The 15440-nt window shown below is 66.0% G+C and carries 11 protein-coding genes and 1 pseudogene; 9 read left to right on the top strand and 3 right to left on the bottom strand.

Annotation, left to right across the window (positions count from 1 at the left end; genetic code table 11):
* The first annotated feature begins 122 nt into the window (after positions 1-122).
* Entirely contained in the window at positions 123-1043 is a 921-nt protein-coding gene (locus tag P3H15_RS40480) for a LysR family transcriptional regulator (RefSeq protein WP_276142418.1), read from the top strand.
* Positions 1044-1047: 4 nt separating this feature from the next.
* Here the strand turns inward: P3H15_RS40480 and P3H15_RS40475 are convergent, their stop codons facing one another.
* Complete coding sequence (locus P3H15_RS40475; protein WP_276142448.1) at positions 1048-2157, bottom strand: PrpF domain-containing protein; 1110 nt, start codon at positions 2155-2157, stop codon at positions 1048-1050.
* A 645-nt stretch (positions 2158-2802) separates the two neighbouring features.
* Between P3H15_RS40475 and P3H15_RS40470 the strand changes: the two genes are divergently transcribed.
* Positions 2803-4188 (top strand): SLC13 family permease, encoded by a 1386-nt coding sequence (locus tag P3H15_RS40470; protein WP_276142417.1) that lies wholly within the window; start codon positions 2803-2805, stop codon positions 4186-4188.
* 207 nt (positions 4189-4395) lie between these two features.
* Here P3H15_RS40470 and P3H15_RS40465 read toward each other — a convergent pair whose 3' ends face one another.
* Positions 4396-5040, bottom strand: a complete 645-nt coding sequence (locus tag P3H15_RS40465; RefSeq protein ID WP_276142416.1) for a TetR/AcrR family transcriptional regulator — start codon at positions 5038-5040, stop codon at positions 4396-4398.
* Positions 5041-5690: 650 nt separating this feature from the next.
* On the opposite strand from P3H15_RS40465, the gene P3H15_RS40460 reads away from it, so the two are divergent.
* Together P3H15_RS40460 and P3H15_RS40455 are read left to right on the top strand one after the other, a co-directional pair.
* The gene (locus P3H15_RS40460) at positions 5691-8138 is read left to right on the top strand and encodes a YncE family protein (RefSeq protein ID WP_276142415.1); all 2448 of its coding nucleotides are present in this window, start codon (positions 5691-5693) and stop codon (positions 8136-8138) included.
* A gap of 587 nt (positions 8139-8725) precedes the next feature.
* Positions 8726-9340, top strand: a complete 615-nt coding sequence (locus tag P3H15_RS40455; protein WP_276142414.1) for a hypothetical protein — start codon at positions 8726-8728, stop codon at positions 9338-9340.
* Between the two features lie 62 nt (positions 9341-9402).
* Here P3H15_RS40455 and P3H15_RS40450 read toward each other — a convergent pair whose 3' ends face one another.
* Positions 9403-9930 (bottom strand): ester cyclase, encoded by a 528-nt coding sequence (locus tag P3H15_RS40450; protein WP_276142413.1) that lies wholly within the window; start codon positions 9928-9930, stop codon positions 9403-9405.
* A 360-nt stretch (positions 9931-10290) separates the two neighbouring features.
* Between P3H15_RS40450 and P3H15_RS40445 the strand changes: the two genes are divergently transcribed.
* The 5 genes and pseudogenes from P3H15_RS40445 to P3H15_RS40425 form a co-directional block, all read left to right on the top strand.
* Entirely contained in the window at positions 10291-11256 is a 966-nt protein-coding gene (locus tag P3H15_RS40445) for a thiamine pyrophosphate-dependent dehydrogenase E1 component subunit alpha (RefSeq protein WP_095863522.1), read from the top strand.
* Positions 11257-11270: 14 nt separating this feature from the next.
* The gene (locus P3H15_RS40440; RefSeq protein WP_276142412.1) at positions 11271-12302 is read left to right on the top strand and encodes an alpha-ketoacid dehydrogenase subunit beta; all 1032 of its coding nucleotides are present in this window, start codon (positions 11271-11273) and stop codon (positions 12300-12302) included.
* Positions 12303-12304: 2 nt separating this feature from the next.
* Positions 12305-13837 carry a 2-oxo acid dehydrogenase subunit E2 gene (locus tag P3H15_RS40435; protein WP_276142411.1) on the top strand — a complete coding sequence of 511 codons (1533 nt, stop codon included), beginning with the start codon at positions 12305-12307 and terminating at the stop codon, positions 13835-13837.
* A 9-nt stretch (positions 13838-13846) separates the two neighbouring features.
* Positions 13847-15256 (top strand): dihydrolipoyl dehydrogenase, encoded by a 1410-nt coding sequence (lpdA, locus tag P3H15_RS40430; RefSeq protein ID WP_276142410.1) that lies wholly within the window; start codon positions 13847-13849, stop codon positions 15254-15256.
* Positions 15257-15327: 71 nt separating this feature from the next.
* Positions 15328-15440, top strand: a pseudogene (locus P3H15_RS40425) (lipoyl synthase); the annotation flags it as partial.

Below are 15440 nucleotides of genomic sequence, written 5' to 3'. Positions count from 1 at the left end.
CTGTGTGGAAGTCGGACGGCACCTTTCCCGCGCGTGCGGACTCCAATCTGTCATCCGCCCGAGTGAAGTACAATCGCAAGTATCTTGACTCCCTTTAAATTCTTCTAAAGGCAGGTGGCCACGTGCTCGACACGACGCGGATGTTCACTCTGTGCGAGGTCGCGAAGCACGGCTCCATCACCGCGGCTGCCGCGGCGCTCGGATACACCACGTCGGCGGTCTCGCAGCAGATCGCCAAACTCGAGAAGGAGGCCGGGCAACCGCTGCTGGAACGGCACGCACGCGGCATCATGCTCACCGACGCGGGCCGCTCCGTCGTCAAACACACCGAACGGATCCTCGTCGAACTCGAGGCCACGGACGCCGAGCTCGCGGAGATCCGCGGACTGCGCGCGGGAATGCTGGCAATAGGAACCTTCCCCACGGCAGGATCCACGCTGCTGCCGTTGGTGGTCAAGGAATTCAAGACCCACCACCCCGGCATCGACCTGCGTGTCCTCAGTGGACGATTCGCGCAGCTGGTCGAATCGCTTCGTCGCCGGGAGACGGAACTGTCCCTGTTGTGGGACTACGAGTGGAACCGGATCGACGATCCACTCCTGACGTACCACCACCTGATGAACGACCCGACCCTGCTGCTGGTGTCGGAGAAACACCGACTCGCCGACCGGGAGTCGATCCGGATCACCGAACTGCGAGACGAGTCGTGGGTGGTGCGCGCCGACGATCACCCGGTGGCCCACACCCTCGAACGACTCTGCCAGCAAGGAGGATTCACGCCCCGGACAAGCTTCCTCGCCCACGACTACGGGGAGGTTCAGGCGATGGTGGGGGTCGAGCTGGGGGTGGCCATCGCGCCGCGGCTCGCGGTCCTCAATCCCCGCCCTGACGTCCGGTCGATCCCGCTCGCGACCCGCTCTCCGCAGCGCCGAATCCTGGTCGCGCACCTGACCGAGCGGCGGCTGAGCCCGGCCGCGCAGGAGGCCATCACGCAGTGCATGGCGGCAGCGCGGCGCCTCGAGGAAGGTTTCGCCGACGCTTAGCGGGTCACCGTGCGGATCCCGCCAGCACGGCGGCCGGCGAGGCGACGAACAGTTCTGCGGCCGCGATGCGCCGCGCCGCGCGGTGCAGTGAGACCGCCTCGATCACTCCGTCGGGGGAGGTGGTGAGGTCGATGTCGAGGACGCCCGCGGCCGTTCCCAGTCGCAGCGATCCGGGCCACCGCACCCGGGCGTTGTCGGCCACCACTCCCCCTCTCACGGTGGCGGCCGCGGCGACGGCGACGGCCGATGTCAGGCCGATCGCCGGATGCGGGGCGAGCATGGACAGCATGCGGACCGAGACGTCGTAGTCCTTACCGGCGATGTCGATGCCCGCGCTCGTGCGATAGTCCCGCGGCGGGCCGATCACACCGACCTTCGGAATGGCATGCGAGATGGGGTCACCGGGCCTGCTCAGCCCCATCCGCAGTGACGATTCGCGCCGCAAAGCCACGAGATCGGAGACGTGGTCGGCGATCACCGCATTGTCCTCCGCCCCGCTCAGGCCCAGGTCGGCGGCGTCGAACAGCGCGGCCGGCGCCCCGGCGGCCACCATCGTGCCCCGGTAGCGGCGATCACCGAGCGTGATCGAATCGGACGCCGACCCGGTGGGCAGCAGTGCGGTACCGGAGGCGAGGCCGGTGAAGGTCAGGGCAACCGGAACACCGAGCGCACTGGTCCCCGGCACGGCGGCAACCCCCTCGGTGGGGATCACCCCGCCCGGGGTCGCGATCTCGGCGGTGAGGATTGCACCGGTGTTGGTGTTGCGCATCCGGACGATCGTCGTCGCACTGTCGACCGCGACGAGCCCGGACTGCAGCGCATACAGCCCTATCCCGGTGGCGCAGTTTCCGCAGTTGCTGCCCCACTCGACCCGGCGGTCACCGATCGCCACCTGCGCGAACAGGTACTCGACGTCGATGCCCGGCTCGGCGGATCGGCGCACGATCGCGGCCTTGGACGTCGTCGAGCTGCCGCCGCCCACGCCGTCGAGCTGACGGGGGTCACCCGACCCGAAGGCCGACGTGAGTATGGCGTCGAGCCCGCCCGCCTGTTCGACCAGAGGGTCGACATCAACCGCGTTGAAGAGCCAGCACTTGCTGGTGCCGCCTCGCATCCAGGTTCCACGGAGTGTGAACACCGTCCGGCCACCTTTCGTTCGTGACGAAGTCTGAGGCACCGCCGAAGGCTCTGATCGGGGTAAGGGAACGGAATCTCCAGCGGTGACACCGTCCACCCTGCGCCACACCAGGTTGGAGCACAATTTCGAATATGGGGACCGTCCTTAAGTTTGACTTACATCACGGGGCGATCGTCCCGCCGGGCGGCGCGCATAGCTACTGGTAACCAGGCGGGGATAGCACCAGCACTGCAATTGACGGGTCGCGGCACTGACTTAAGCAGAACTAAACCCCCGGATAGAAACGTGACATTGTTCTGAACTTCCGTCGTCTCTAGCGTGATGTAGGACATGATCGACGAGAGGATGTGACATGCGAACCACGAGCCGGCTACCCCGAAGCGCAGACGTTCCCGCCGACCGGGACCGGGTCGAGGAGCTGTCCACCGAACTGGTCGATTCCACCGCGCCCGCTCCGACCCCACACCGTGACCCCGTCACAAGTCGGGAGACACCGCAGACGCGCACCACGGCACCGTCATTCAGTGCCCGCGGACGCGCCGAGGCCCCCCTTGTTCACGCAACCGGAACAGCCGACGACCGGACAGGCGACCCTGCCGGACAGCAAGCGAAAGAACGACCATGACCTCCATCGAAATACTCCCCCTGATCGCCTTGGTCGCGATGTTCGTGATCGCCACCATCTTCCCGATCAACATCGGCATCCTGGGCTTCATCGGCGCCTTCCTCGTCGGCGCCTTCGCCCTCGGATACGACGACAAGGAAATCCTCGCCGCATTCCCGAGTTCGATCGTCCTGACGATCATCGGCGTCACCTATTTCTTCGGCATGGCCAAGAGGAACGGCACCATCGACCTCCTCGTCAACGCCTGTATCCGCGCCGTCGGCGGCCGGACGGTGATCGTTCCCTGGGTGTTCTTCTTCTCCGCCTCCGTGCTGACGGCACTGGGCACCTTCAGCCCCGCCGCGGTCGCGCTGATTTCGCCCGCGGCGATGTCCTTCGCCGCGCGCACCCGGATGAGTCCGCTCGTGATGGGCATCATGACGATCAACGGCGCCCACGCCGGCGCGTTCTCGCCGATCTCGGTCTCCGGTGTCCTCGTCACCGACATCGTCAACTCCAGCGGCCTGACCATCGCACCCTGGACGCTGTTCTTCGCCAGCTACGGCATCAACCTCCTGCTGTCGGTGCTGACCGTGGTCGGCTACTCGGTCCTCGCCCGAGTCCGCGACCTCGAATACACCGCCACCGGCACGAGTGACGAAACCGGCAGCGGTACATCGCGTCCCACTACTGATGAGGCACCGGACTGCACGCCGACCACCGGCGGTGCAGGTTCGTCGGGCGGGACGCAGGTACTCACTCGCAAGCACACCTCGACCAGCATCGTGCCCGACGCGCACCCCGTGACCCGGGTCCAGAAGCTCACCCTGTTCCTCATCGCGACCGTGCTCGTACTCGTGCTGGTGCTGCATCTGCCGATCAGCTTCGTCGCCATCGCCGCAGGCGCGGTCCTCGCCTTCACCGATCTGTCGAAGCAGAACGAAGCCATCGCCGGCATCAGCTGGTCCACCGTCCTGCTCGTCGCCGGCATGGTCACCTACATCTCGATCATGGAGGAGATGGGCACGATCGACCACCTCGCCGAAATGGCCATCACCGTCGGCGCACCGCTGCTCGTCGCGTTCGTCCTCTGCTACGTCATCGGCGTCACGTCAGCATTCGCATCCTCGACCGCACTACTCACCGCGATCATCCCGCTCGCCCTGCCCCTGCTGCAGACCGGCGCACTCCCCGTCGTCGGAGTCGTCGCGGCCCTGGCCATCTCGGCGACCGTCGTCGACGTGTCCCCGTTCTCCACGAACGGCGCCCTCGTCCTCGCCAACGCCCAGAACATCGAGCGGCCGGCGTTCTACCGCCAGCTCCTCCTCAACGCAGGCATCGTCGTCGCAGTCGCACCAGCGCTGTGCTGGTTCATCCTGGTAGCCGTTCCCGCAATGGCCTGAGCACCACGGACAACAGCCGCGGCCGCCACCTCACCCGAGGTGGCGGTCGCGTTCGTGTGGCACCTGCTCGGGATACCGCCGGCTCACTCATCGTCGGCGGCCGCACGGGATCCTCAAAGGCGCTGCAAGACAATAGAGGAACGATCATTACGCGGGACGACGCCATCGCAATCTCACCGGCGGTTCGGACCGGCTCCCGAGCGCTCCCTACCCCTGCGGGCACAGGGCGGCGATGATCGTTCGCGTCATCCAGTCCGAGTATCGGTCGAGTGTCCATCCCCGTTCGAGGACGAGCCGCTCGTACGTGTCTATCGCGAGGTAGTTCCACAGCACGTCGCGTACCTCGTCGAGTTCGATGCCGGCGCGAAGTTGGCCCGTCGCCGCGAGGTGGCCCCCGATCATCGTCATCGCGGTCAACCCCTCCTCGCTCAGTTGCCGCCAGACTGGAATGAGCGAGTCGTCCACATGTTGTCCGTCGCGAATTAGGATCTGCACTTTGGCCGACCGTTGCTGCCGCCGCGCCAGTGCGTGGATGAACATCTCGATCTTGCGGCGCACGTCCGGCTCTTCGCGCATCGCCTGCTGCTCCGGCCGGTCGGCGACCGACACCGGCTCGTCGTCACCGGCGATCACGAAATCGAACACCGCCTTCGCCAGGGCGGCCTTGCTACCGAAACTCTTGTAGAGGCCCTTCACCGAGACACCCCCCCGATCGGCGACGGCCGCGAGTGTCGTGGCACGGAAGCCGTCTCGCTCGAACAGCTCCTTCGCAGCCACGACCACGGCACGCCGTCTCGCTCTCGCCCGCTCCTGCCTGCCGGAAACGTCGTAACGCCTCTTGACTTCGACCATCGCAGCTCCGATAATTTGAGTACAACCTGATTGAACCTAATGTATCAGGGCTGACGCCATAGCACCGCAATCACAACCTGGAGTCGTCGTGAACGACCCGAACCCCTCGCCACCCCGCGGGTCATCGGGCGCACGAATCGGCGAGCGATCCGCGGCGTCTGGGAGATCTTCGGTCGAGCCGGGCCCACCTTCGTGCACACCAGCGGCCGAATCACCAAGACGGATATTCGACATACCTGTCGGCCGAAATCGCGAGACGGCGTCCAGCCCTGTCGAAACCGCGTAAGTCGTTGGTCGGCGGAATGATGCGGTCCAACGTGATTGCGCGGTGCGGACGAGGGAAGGGAGAGGGACATGAAAGACCTGCATGAGCCCGCCGATACACGAAGCATGGGGATCGTCCACAGCGCTCTGCGCCGTGACCTGGAACGAACCCGATTGGTGCTCGCATCTCCGCCGTATCCGAACGGCAGACGTCGTCGAGCCGAGCGCTGGCTGTCGCACCCGTCACGACCAGCGAGCCGATCGAATCGTTCGCCGGAACACGAACATCCTCCGTCGGGACCGGCGAGTCGATCGCATCGTTCGCCGTCGCGAGCACCGCATCCGCCGACACGAGCTCTGCCTCCACTGCCGGGCCGATCGTCGGTGTGCCCGACCGCCGCACCGGTGCGGTACTCGGCTCGATCAATGCGTCCGGAAACCAACTTCGTTACGAGGTCACCCAGCCGAGCGGCGGAACGGTCACCGTCGACGCCACAGGCGGCTTCATCTACACCCCCACCCAGGCAGCGCGCCAGGCGGCCTCTGCGGACGCGCTGAACCCGGCCGCGCTGGACCCGAGCGCCAATTACGACTCGTTCACGGTCACCGTCACAGACATCCAGTCCGGCAACCGGGTGGACGTGCCGGTGCAGGTGCCGGTGTCCGCGGCACAGATGAAGGTCGTGCAGTCCACCACCGTCGGGTCCAACCCGTCCGGTGTGGTGTTCGCCGGCACCAGAACCTATGTGGCAAACCAGGGTTCGAAGAGCGTCTCCGTGCTCGACGCAACCAACGTCGTCGTCGGCTCGGTGACCGTCGGCACCTCGCCGACCGGCGTCGCGGCCAACCCGACCGGCACCCGGGTGTACGTCACCAACAGCGGCAGCAACACCGTCTCGGTCATCGACACCACCACCAACAAGGTCGTCGCCACCATCACGACCGGCACCACACCCAACGCCGTCACCGTCGCCAACACCCCTACCGGCACCCGCGCGTACGTCACGAACGCGGGCAGCCTCTTCTCCCCGGGCACGGTCTCCGTCATCGACACCGCCACGAACAAGGTCGTCGCCACCGTCGGGGTCGGCACCACACCCAACGCCGTCGCCGTCAACCCCACTGGCACCCGGGTCTACGTGACCAACCGCGGCAGCAACACCGTCTCGGTCATCGACACCACCACAAACAAGGTCGTGGGCACCGTCGCCGTCGGGTCGCGGCCGACCGCCGTGCGCGTCACCCCCGACGGCAGCGGAGCCTATGTCGTGACCGACTCGGATCGGTTGTGGGTGATCGACACCGCGACCGCCAAGGTGGTGTCGATTGTCGGTATCGACGAGACGTCCCCCGAGGCCGGCACGCACAGCATCGCCATGAGCGCCGACGGTTCCCGGATGCTCGTCACCGACGCCGTCGACGGGCGGGTGCGGGTGCTCTCGCTCACATTCGTAAACTCCGCGCCATCCGCGGCATCGACGGTCGGCGCTCCCAGCACGTCCGACGGCGCGGTCACGATCACGCTCCCGCCCGACCCCGACGGCGACCCCGTGACCTTCACCTACACCACACCACCGTCCGGTTCCGTCGTCTCCGACGGGGACGGGGCGTTCGTCTTCACCCCGACCGCCGCTGCCCGCGACCTCGCCCGACAGTCGGAGGGACCGGACACCGACACGGTCACCTTCACAGTCAGAGACGGCCAGTACGTGACCAACGTCGACGTCACCGTGCCCGTCTCGCCGGCGCCTCCCCCCGCCGTCCTCGACGTCGAGTCGACGGAGATCACGGTTGGGCACCCGACCGACGCGGCCCTCGTCGACGACCGGCTCTACGTCCTCAGCGAGGACGGCTACGTACGGGTCATCGACGCAGACGGGACAGTCGGGACACCGATCGCGGTCGACTGGGGTTCGTCGACGATCGCGGCCGCCCCGGACGGCAGCCGGGTGTATGTCAGCAACCCGGGACAGTTCACCATCTCGGTGATCGACACCAGCACTGACACCGTCGTCGCGACCATCTGGCCGTATTACTCCGAGGAGTACCAGGGGTGGACCCTGAACGAAGAGATGATCGTCAGCCCCGACGGCACCCGTCTCTACGCCTCCGGCGAGGACGGCACGGTGTCGGTGATCGACACCGCCACCAACACCGTCGTGGCAGCGCAACCGCTCGGCGCGTTCACCGCTCTCGGCATCAGCGCGGACGGTCGTCACCTGTACGGCGCGAGCGGCGCGACGGTCAGCGTGATCGACAGCGCCTCCCTGACCGAGACGGCGGAGTTCGCCATCGGTCCCGAGTGGGACCTCAACAGCATGAGCGGCGCATTCACCGACGTCCCGCACAGCGTCACCGTCGTGGACGGGAACCGGCTGTACGTCACCCAGCACGTCACCACCGTGGAGCGTGCCTTCGGCGGCTACTCCAACGGAGAGTTCATCACCGACCAAACAGGAGGGAGGTGGCGCGTGACGGGCGGATACGGACTCGTCACCGTGATCGACATCGATTTGGCGAGTGCCACGTACGGCAGCGAGATCGCGACCGTGCGACTGACCGGCGACGCACAGGATCTCGCGCTGAGCGCCGACGGCAGCCGGGCATTCGTCACCGTCGGGGACGGACGCACCGTCGCGGTGATCGACACCACCACCAACACCGTCGTCGGAACGTTCGTGACCGACGCGGACGGCTCGGTCACCGGGCCCTACGGTCCGCTGCGGAACGTGCTGATCGCGGGCGACACGCTGTACGTCACCGATTACCACGACGGCGCGGTGTACGCGGTCCCCGGCCTGCCGATCGGCGCGCCCGCGGCCCTGACCGTGTGAACTCCCGGCGGTCAAACGCCTGGATGGCCCGAAGTCGATCCGGCACCGCACAAATGGTCAACTCTCCGCAATGGCAATGCGCGAAACTCACACGAGCGGTACCGATTTGGGGCGGGCCACCTCGCCCCAACACTCCTTCAGGCTCGCTGCCAGATTCGCGGTCTTCGTACGGGGGCGTCGAGCATGTGTTCACAGAGCGGTCCCGCTCGACGGCGCCCGGAAAAGGTTCCATAGCCGTGATTCTCGGCCCGAGTCGATCTCGACCCGCCGGAATCTGCCCAAGCCGGACTTCGCCACAATCGTGCAGGGTGAGCACCCCGCGGCGGCGACGGTTGGCGGTCGACCACACGGGTGCCGGTCGGGTGCCGGTCGCTTGACGGCCTCGCCCGGACGCTGGCGTTGAAGTCGAACGTCAGTCCCCGGCGGCAATACTCCCAACAGAAGTTCAAGCCCCGCAAAAATGGCGATTCAATGTCGGGCGCTGGGCGCGTAATCTACTACATGAGGCTTCTCGGCGCTTCCTAGCGCTTCTCGGTGCTACCTGCCGCCCGGTGCCGCGCAATACAAACCCGAAGATTGGAGCAGAGATGCGTATCTTACGTGCGTTTGTAGGAGGGATCGCCGGGGCGATCATTCTGGTTCTGGGACTATCTCTTCACGCGCCCGTGCCGACTGCTCAGGCCGAGTGTCTGAGGATGCCGTACTTCACGCCCTTCGGATATGCCAACTTCGATTTCCCCCCGCGAATGGTTGCGCTGGTGAACGACAACGAGATCGCGGTCGAAGGCATCACACCGTTCGAGGCCAAGCCCGGGAAAACCGGTCTCTACCTGCCGATCGGATCGCACACCAATTACATCGACGCATGCCAGGGCGTGTACTATCCCGGCGGCCCGAGATTGATCAGCAAGACCGGGAATTCTGTTGCGGTCGAGAATATCTGGCTGCGGATGGACGGCGCCTACGGGCTTGTGACGATCAACGGGGTCCCACAGGGCGAGAGGATGGTCGCCACCTACAACGTGGGTGAAATGATGCCGACGCTCATGACGCCCCACGGTGGCGGGATAGGACCCACATATTGGCCGTTCCGCTTCTCCCCATATTTCGCGCAGGTTTTCAACGACACCGCCGGCGCCAATCTCGTCCAGCCGGGTGAGGTGTTCGCCAACCTCGACGCCGTCGGAAAGTTTGCACCCTGATCTGACGCGCAGGCAGACGACGTCCCGGATCGAGTTCTACTGCGAGGTCCCGTATTCGCGAGCTAACGCCGACGAGCCATACCCACGACACGGGTCTTGGCGTTGAAAGCCACCTTCAACGCGCGATCCGCAATCGAACCGTCGGGCGGTAGCAACTTGATCTGGCGGGCGAACTCCATTTGGTCGTAGCGCACCGTGTTGGTGACAACCTTTCCGTCGGCAATGACGAAATGGTCGAATCCCTCGAATTCGATTCGCCGGCCGGTGGCGGCGACGCCGACGAAGGTGCCGACGTGCCGCCCGGTCAGGTGCCAGTGGACGAGGACGTCATTGCCGGCTTCGGCCATCGAGACGATCTCGAAGGCGAGGTCGGAGACGGCGGCGAATACCTGGTCGAAGTAGCCGGCGATCTCGTCGCTCCCGCGACACGTCCCGGTCGGGAAGTGCACGGTGGAGTCGGAGGTCCAGAAACTTCGCAGGCTGTCGACGTCCTTGGCGTTGATCCGACCGAAAGCCCACCGAACGAGTAGCGCATTGGAGACGTCGTTCGGCGGAGGAGAAGTTGTCGAGGTCGGGCTGTGATCAGACATCTCCACTCCATGCAGGTTGACGCGAGACACGCTGGCATGCAGCCTCGGCCACTACTGCGGAACGAGACTCTGACACAACACGACCATGGCCGACTCCAGCTGCCGGGGCCGGTCGGCTTTCATTGTCCTCCGCGCCGCTCGCGATGTCATCGATGATTCGCTTAGGGAAATAGGCGCTCCGGCCGACAGCGCATCGAAAGCTCCGCCCGATTGCAATCCGCTGCAACCTTTAGTGCGCACGTCATATCTCCCTACATTCATGACCCGGGTTACACGAGGCACGAACCGTTCCGGCGCCGCATCGCGATCGGAGGTCGGCCCCGAGGTAGCCGGCGACAACGCAGAAACCAAGGGAGTGCAATGGCGCTGAACAAGAATTCGTTACTGAGCGCGTATCGGAAGATGTCCGAGATCCGAGCGTTCGAAGACCGGCTTCACGAGGAGAACGCCACCGGCGACATTCCCGGCTTCATCCACCTGTACTCCGGTCAGGAAGCCATTGCCGTCGGCGTGTGCGAGAACCTGCAGGACAGCGATTACATCGGCTCCACCCACCGCGGTCACGGACACTGTATCGCCAAGGGGTGCGACCTCCACGGAATGATGGCGGAGATCTTCGGGAAGGACGACGGCCTCTGCCACGGCAAGGGCGGTTCGATGCACATCGCCGACCTGTCGGTGGGCATGCTCGGCGCGAACGCCATCGTCGGCGGGGCACCCTCCCTCGCCATCGGCGCGGCACTCAGCGCGAAGACACTGCGCAACGGCGGTGTCGCCGCCTCGTTCACCGGCGACGGCGGCTCCAACCAGGGAACGGTCTTCGAAGCCATGAACATGGCCGTCGTGCTCGACCTTCCCATCGTCTTCGTCACCGAGAACAACGGTTTCGGCGAGGCCACCGGCCGGGACTACGCCGTCGGCGCACCCAGTATCGCTTCCCGTGCGGCTTCCTTCGGCATGCCTGCCGTGACCGTCGACGGAACCGACTTCTTCGCCGTGTACGAGGCAACCCGTGAGGCCGTCGAGCGTGCGCGCATGGGAGGCGGACCCACGTCGATCGAGGCGATCGCGTACCGCTGGCACGGACACTTCGAAGGTGACGCGCAACTGTACCGCACCGCGGATCAGGTTGCGGAGCTGCGCAAGACGAAAGACCCGCTGCTGAATTTTCGCAACCACCCGGACAGCAAGAAGGTGTCCGCGAAGGAGCTCGACGCGATCGACGCCGACGCCCGGGCCCGCGTCGACGACGCCGTGGCGAAGGCCCGGCAGGCCGAGTATCCGCCGTTGGCAAACCTTCTGACCGACGTCTACGTGTCGTACTGAGAGTGAGAACAGAAATGACAACGTCGAAGACGACGTACCGCGAAGCGATCAAGGCCGCGCTCGCCCAGGAGATGGAACGCGACGCGACGGTTGTGCAGATCGGCGAAGACCTGCGTGGCGGCCAGGCGGGTACCAATCCGGAACTCGAGTCCGGACAACTCGAGGCGTTCGGCGGGGTGCTGGGTGTGACGAAGGGCCTGTGGACCGAATTCGGTTCCGACCGGGTCATCGACACCCCGATCACCGAGTCCGCGATCATCGGGATGGCAGCCGGCGCCGCATTGACCGGGCTGCGTCCGGTCGCCGAACTGATGTTCATGGACTTCTTCGGAGTCTGCTACGACGCCCTGTACAACCAGGCGGCGAAGTTCCGCTACATGTTCGGCGGAAAGGCCCGCACCCCGCTCGTGGTGCGCGGCATGATCGGTGCCGGATTCTCGGCGGCGGCGCAGCATTCGCAGTCCCCGTACAACGTGTTCGCCGCGGTCCCCGGCCTCAAGGTCGTGGCCCCGTCCAACGCGTATGACGCCAAAGGTCTTCTCATCCAGTCCATTCGCGACGACGACCCGGTGGTGTTCTGCGAGCACAAGACCCTGTACGACCTGAAGGGCGAGGTTCCCGACGAGCCGTACACGATCCCGTTCGGGGTCGCCAACTACACCCGGGAAGGTACGGACGTCACGATCATCGCGCTCTCGGCGATGGTGAACGCCGCCAACACGGCCGCCGACAAACTTGCCACCGAGGGCATCTCCGTCGAGGTGGTCGACCCGCGGACCGTCTCGCCCCTCGACGAGGAAGGCGTCCTCGAATCCGTCGCGTCCACCGGACGGGTCGTGATCGTCGACGAGTCCGCGGCGCGGTGCGGGTTCGGCCACGACGTCGCCGCACTGATCGCCACCAAGGCGTTCGGTTCGCTGAAGGCACCGATCGAACTGGTCACCCCGCCGCACACCCCGGTGCCGTTCTCCCCCGTGCTCGAACAGGCATGGCTTCCCAACGCGGCGCGCATCGAGGCCGCGGTACGCAAGGTGGTGACTGCCTGACCATGAGCGACATCAAGCTGATCGAAGTTCCCAAATGGGGCCTGTCCATGGACGAGGGCACCGTCACCGCGTGGTTGATCGACGAAGGATCGCCCTTCGCAAAAGGCGATCTGATCTGCGAGATCGAGACCAGCAAGATCACCAACGAGTTGGAGGCGCCGTTCGACGGCGCACTGCGGCGCATCGTCGCCGAGCCGGGTGCCACGCTGCCGGTGGGTGCGGTCCTGGCGGTGTCGGCGGACGCGGCCGTCTCCGATGCCGAGATCGAGGAGTTCCTGACCGGAATCGGCGCGGATCACCTCCCCGCGTCCGAGCCGGAGCGGACACCGGGCGGGCAGCCCACGCCCGCAGAGCCGCGCGTGACTACTACCCCGTCCGCTCCGGCGGCCCAGGAATCGGCGCGGCCATCCGGCACCACCACCGTCCCGGATTCGCTACGGGGACAGACGAATGGCGACGTCTTCGCGACGCCACACTCCCTGCGGTTGGCCGAGAAACTGTCGATCGACCTGGGCCGGGTGGCCGGGACCGGCCGCGACGGCCGGATCTCGCTCGCCGACGTCCACGATGCGATTCGCTCGGCAGGCGGAACCGTCGCAGAGGCACCGTCGCCGACTCGCTCAGGTGTGCCCGGACGCTCCGCCGAGGACGACGGCGCGGTCGATGCGACGCCGGTGGCACGTCGACTGGCGAAATCTCTGGGCATCAACCTGCACGACTGCCGGGCCACCGGTTCGCGGGGGCGCGTCTGCGAGGCGGACGTCCGGGAAGCCGAAAGGACGTTCCGACTGGTTCCCGAACCGACACCGGCGCCCGCCGGCGGTACGGACACCCTGCACGCGATACCCGAGTTCGAGACGATCCCCTTCAACTCGATGCGCAAGGCGATCGGTCAGCGCCTGCAGGAATCGAAGCGCAACGCCCCGCACTTCCGGCTCACCGCGGACCTCGAGATCGACAATCTCCTCGCACTCCGCACGGAGATCAACGCAACGGTGCCGGCCGTCAAGCTGTCGGTCAACGACTTCGTGGTCAAGGCCTGCGCTGCGGCGCTGCGCAAGGTCCCGGACGTCAACGTCCAGTTCGACGAAGCGGCGCAATCGGTGCTGAGATTCTCCGCCGTCGATATCTCGGTGGCCGTCGCCTTGCCGTCGGGGCTGATCACGCCGATCGTTCGCGGAGCGGAGAGCAAGAGCCTGGCCGAGATCTCCGGTGAGGTTCACGCATTGGTGACCAGGGCCAAGACCGGCAAGCTGACGCCCGAGCAGTTCCAGGGCGGCACGTTCACCATCTCGAACCTCGGTATGTTCGGCGTGCGCGAATTCGACGCGATCATCAACCCACCGCAGGGCGCCATCCTCGCCGTCGGTGCGGGGCAGCAACGACCGATCGTCGTGGACGGTCGGATGGAGGTCCGCACGATGCTGACCGTCACGCTGTCGTGCGACCACCGCGTGATCGACGGTGCCCTCGGTGCGACGTTCCTGCAGGAACTGCGGCGCTTCGTCGAATCACCCGCGTTGATGCTGGTCTAGGGAGTGTTGATGACTGACAACTACGACGTCCTGGTGATCGGAAGCGGACCCGGCGGCTACGTCGCCGCCATCCGCGCCGCCCAACACGGACTCCGCGCCGCGGTGATCGAACGGGACCGGCTCGGCGGAATCTGCCTGAACTGGGGTTGCATTCCCACCAAGGCCCTGCTGCACGGCGCCGACGTGGCGCACACGCTGGCAAATCTGCGTCCCCTCGGGTTCTCCACCAGCGGTGTCGAATTCGACATGGCCCAATTGGTCGAGTTCAGCCGTGGGGTGTCGGGGCGGTTGTCCGACGGTATCGGATATCTGATGAAGAAGAACGGCATCGACGTGATCAGCGGCACCGCGCGACTGACAGAAAAGGGTGTGGTGGGTGTTCGGGAGGACGGTGACTCGGCGTCGCCGCTCACCGAGTACCGGGCCGACCACATCATCCTCGCCACGGGTGCGCGTCCCCGTTCGGTGCCCGGGGTGACACCGGACGGCGATCGGGTCTGGACCTACTTCGACGCGCTGGTGCCCCAGGAACTTCCGAAGTCGCTGCTGGTCATCGGTTCCGGTGCGATCGGCGTCGAGTTCGCGAGCCTCTACCACGATTTGGGTAGTGCGGTCACCCTCGTCGAACTGGCACCGCAGATCATGCCCGTCGAGGATGCCGCGGTGGCCGGCCACGTGCGCCGGCAGTTCGAGAAGCGCGGGATCGAGATCCACACCGGCGCCTCGGTGTCCGAACTCACCGTCGGCGCGGATTCCGTCGCCGTGACGGTGAAGTGCGCGGACGGATCCCTCGAAGAACTGGTCGTGGAGCGGGTTCTGGTCGCCGCCGGCATCCAGGGCAACGTCGAGAATCTCGGGCTCGAGGACGTCGGCGTCGAGGTGGACCGCGGGTTCGTCACCACCGACGAGTGGTGCCGCACCACCGCATTCGGGATCTACGCCATCGGCGACCTCGCCGGCGCCCCGTGCCTCGCCCACAAGGCGAGTCACGAAGGCGTGCTGTGTGTCGACAAGCTGGCGGGAGCCCCGCACGTGACACCGTTGAACAAGGACTATGTCCCCGGATGCACGTACTCGAGGCCCCAGGTCGCCAGCCTCGGCCTCACCGAGGACCAGGCGCGGGCAAGCGGACGTTCCCTGCAGATCGGACAGTTCGATCTGCAGGCGTCCGGCAAGGCACTCGCCATCGGTGAATCCGAAGGCTTCGTCAAGACCATCTTCGACGCCGACAGCGGTGAACTGCTGGGTGCCCACATGGTCGGGCCCGAAGTCACCGAGCAGATCCAGGGATTCGGCATCGCACGATCCCTGGAGGCCACCGGTGACGATCTCGCGGACGTGGTCTTCGCGCACCCGACGCTGTCCGAGGCCATGCACGAATCGGTCCTGTCGGCGCTCGGCCGCCCGATCAACATGTAGCACTCCCCGCCGAACCGTGGTTGCGCTCCGGCACTGCGGTTCGGTGGGAACCACCACCCAGGAATCGACACGTGACTGCCACACCACGAACACCGTCCGGGGCCGTGCAGGCTCCGCCCGGCCGCAAGCTGCTCCGCCTCGAGATCCGAAACGCGGAGACTCCGATCGAACGCAAACCGAACTG

This window comes from Rhodococcus sp. T2V, assembly GCF_029269925.1.
Classification (GTDB): domain Bacteria; phylum Actinomycetota; class Actinomycetes; order Mycobacteriales; family Mycobacteriaceae; genus Rhodococcus_F; species Rhodococcus_F koreensis.
This window is presented reverse-complemented; position numbering and strand designations above follow the sequence as displayed.

Coding starts and splice junctions, on each gene's coding strand:
- P3H15_RS40475 (WP_276142448.1), bottom strand. CDS start 2,157: ATGCGAGGCGGCACCAGCAAGTGCTGGCTCTTCAACGCGGTTGATGTC.
- P3H15_RS40470 (WP_276142417.1), top strand. CDS start 2,803: ATGACCTCCATCGAAATACTCCCCCTGATCGCCTTGGTCGCGATGTTC.
- P3H15_RS40465 (WP_276142416.1), bottom strand. CDS start 5,040: ATGGTCGAAGTCAAGAGGCGTTACGACGTTTCCGGCAGGCAGGAGCGG.
- P3H15_RS40455 (WP_276142414.1), top strand. CDS start 8,726: ATGCGTATCTTACGTGCGTTTGTAGGAGGGATCGCCGGGGCGATCATT.
- P3H15_RS40450 (WP_276142413.1), bottom strand. CDS start 9,930: ATGTCTGATCACAGCCCGACCTCGACAACTTCTCCTCCGCCGAACGAC.
- P3H15_RS40445 (WP_095863522.1), top strand. CDS start 10,291: ATGGCGCTGAACAAGAATTCGTTACTGAGCGCGTATCGGAAGATGTCC.
- P3H15_RS40440 (WP_276142412.1), top strand. CDS start 11,271: ATGACAACGTCGAAGACGACGTACCGCGAAGCGATCAAGGCCGCGCTC.
- P3H15_RS40435 (WP_276142411.1), top strand. CDS start 12,305: ATGAGCGACATCAAGCTGATCGAAGTTCCCAAATGGGGCCTGTCCATG.
- lpdA (WP_276142410.1), top strand. CDS start 13,847: ATGACTGACAACTACGACGTCCTGGTGATCGGAAGCGGACCCGGCGGC.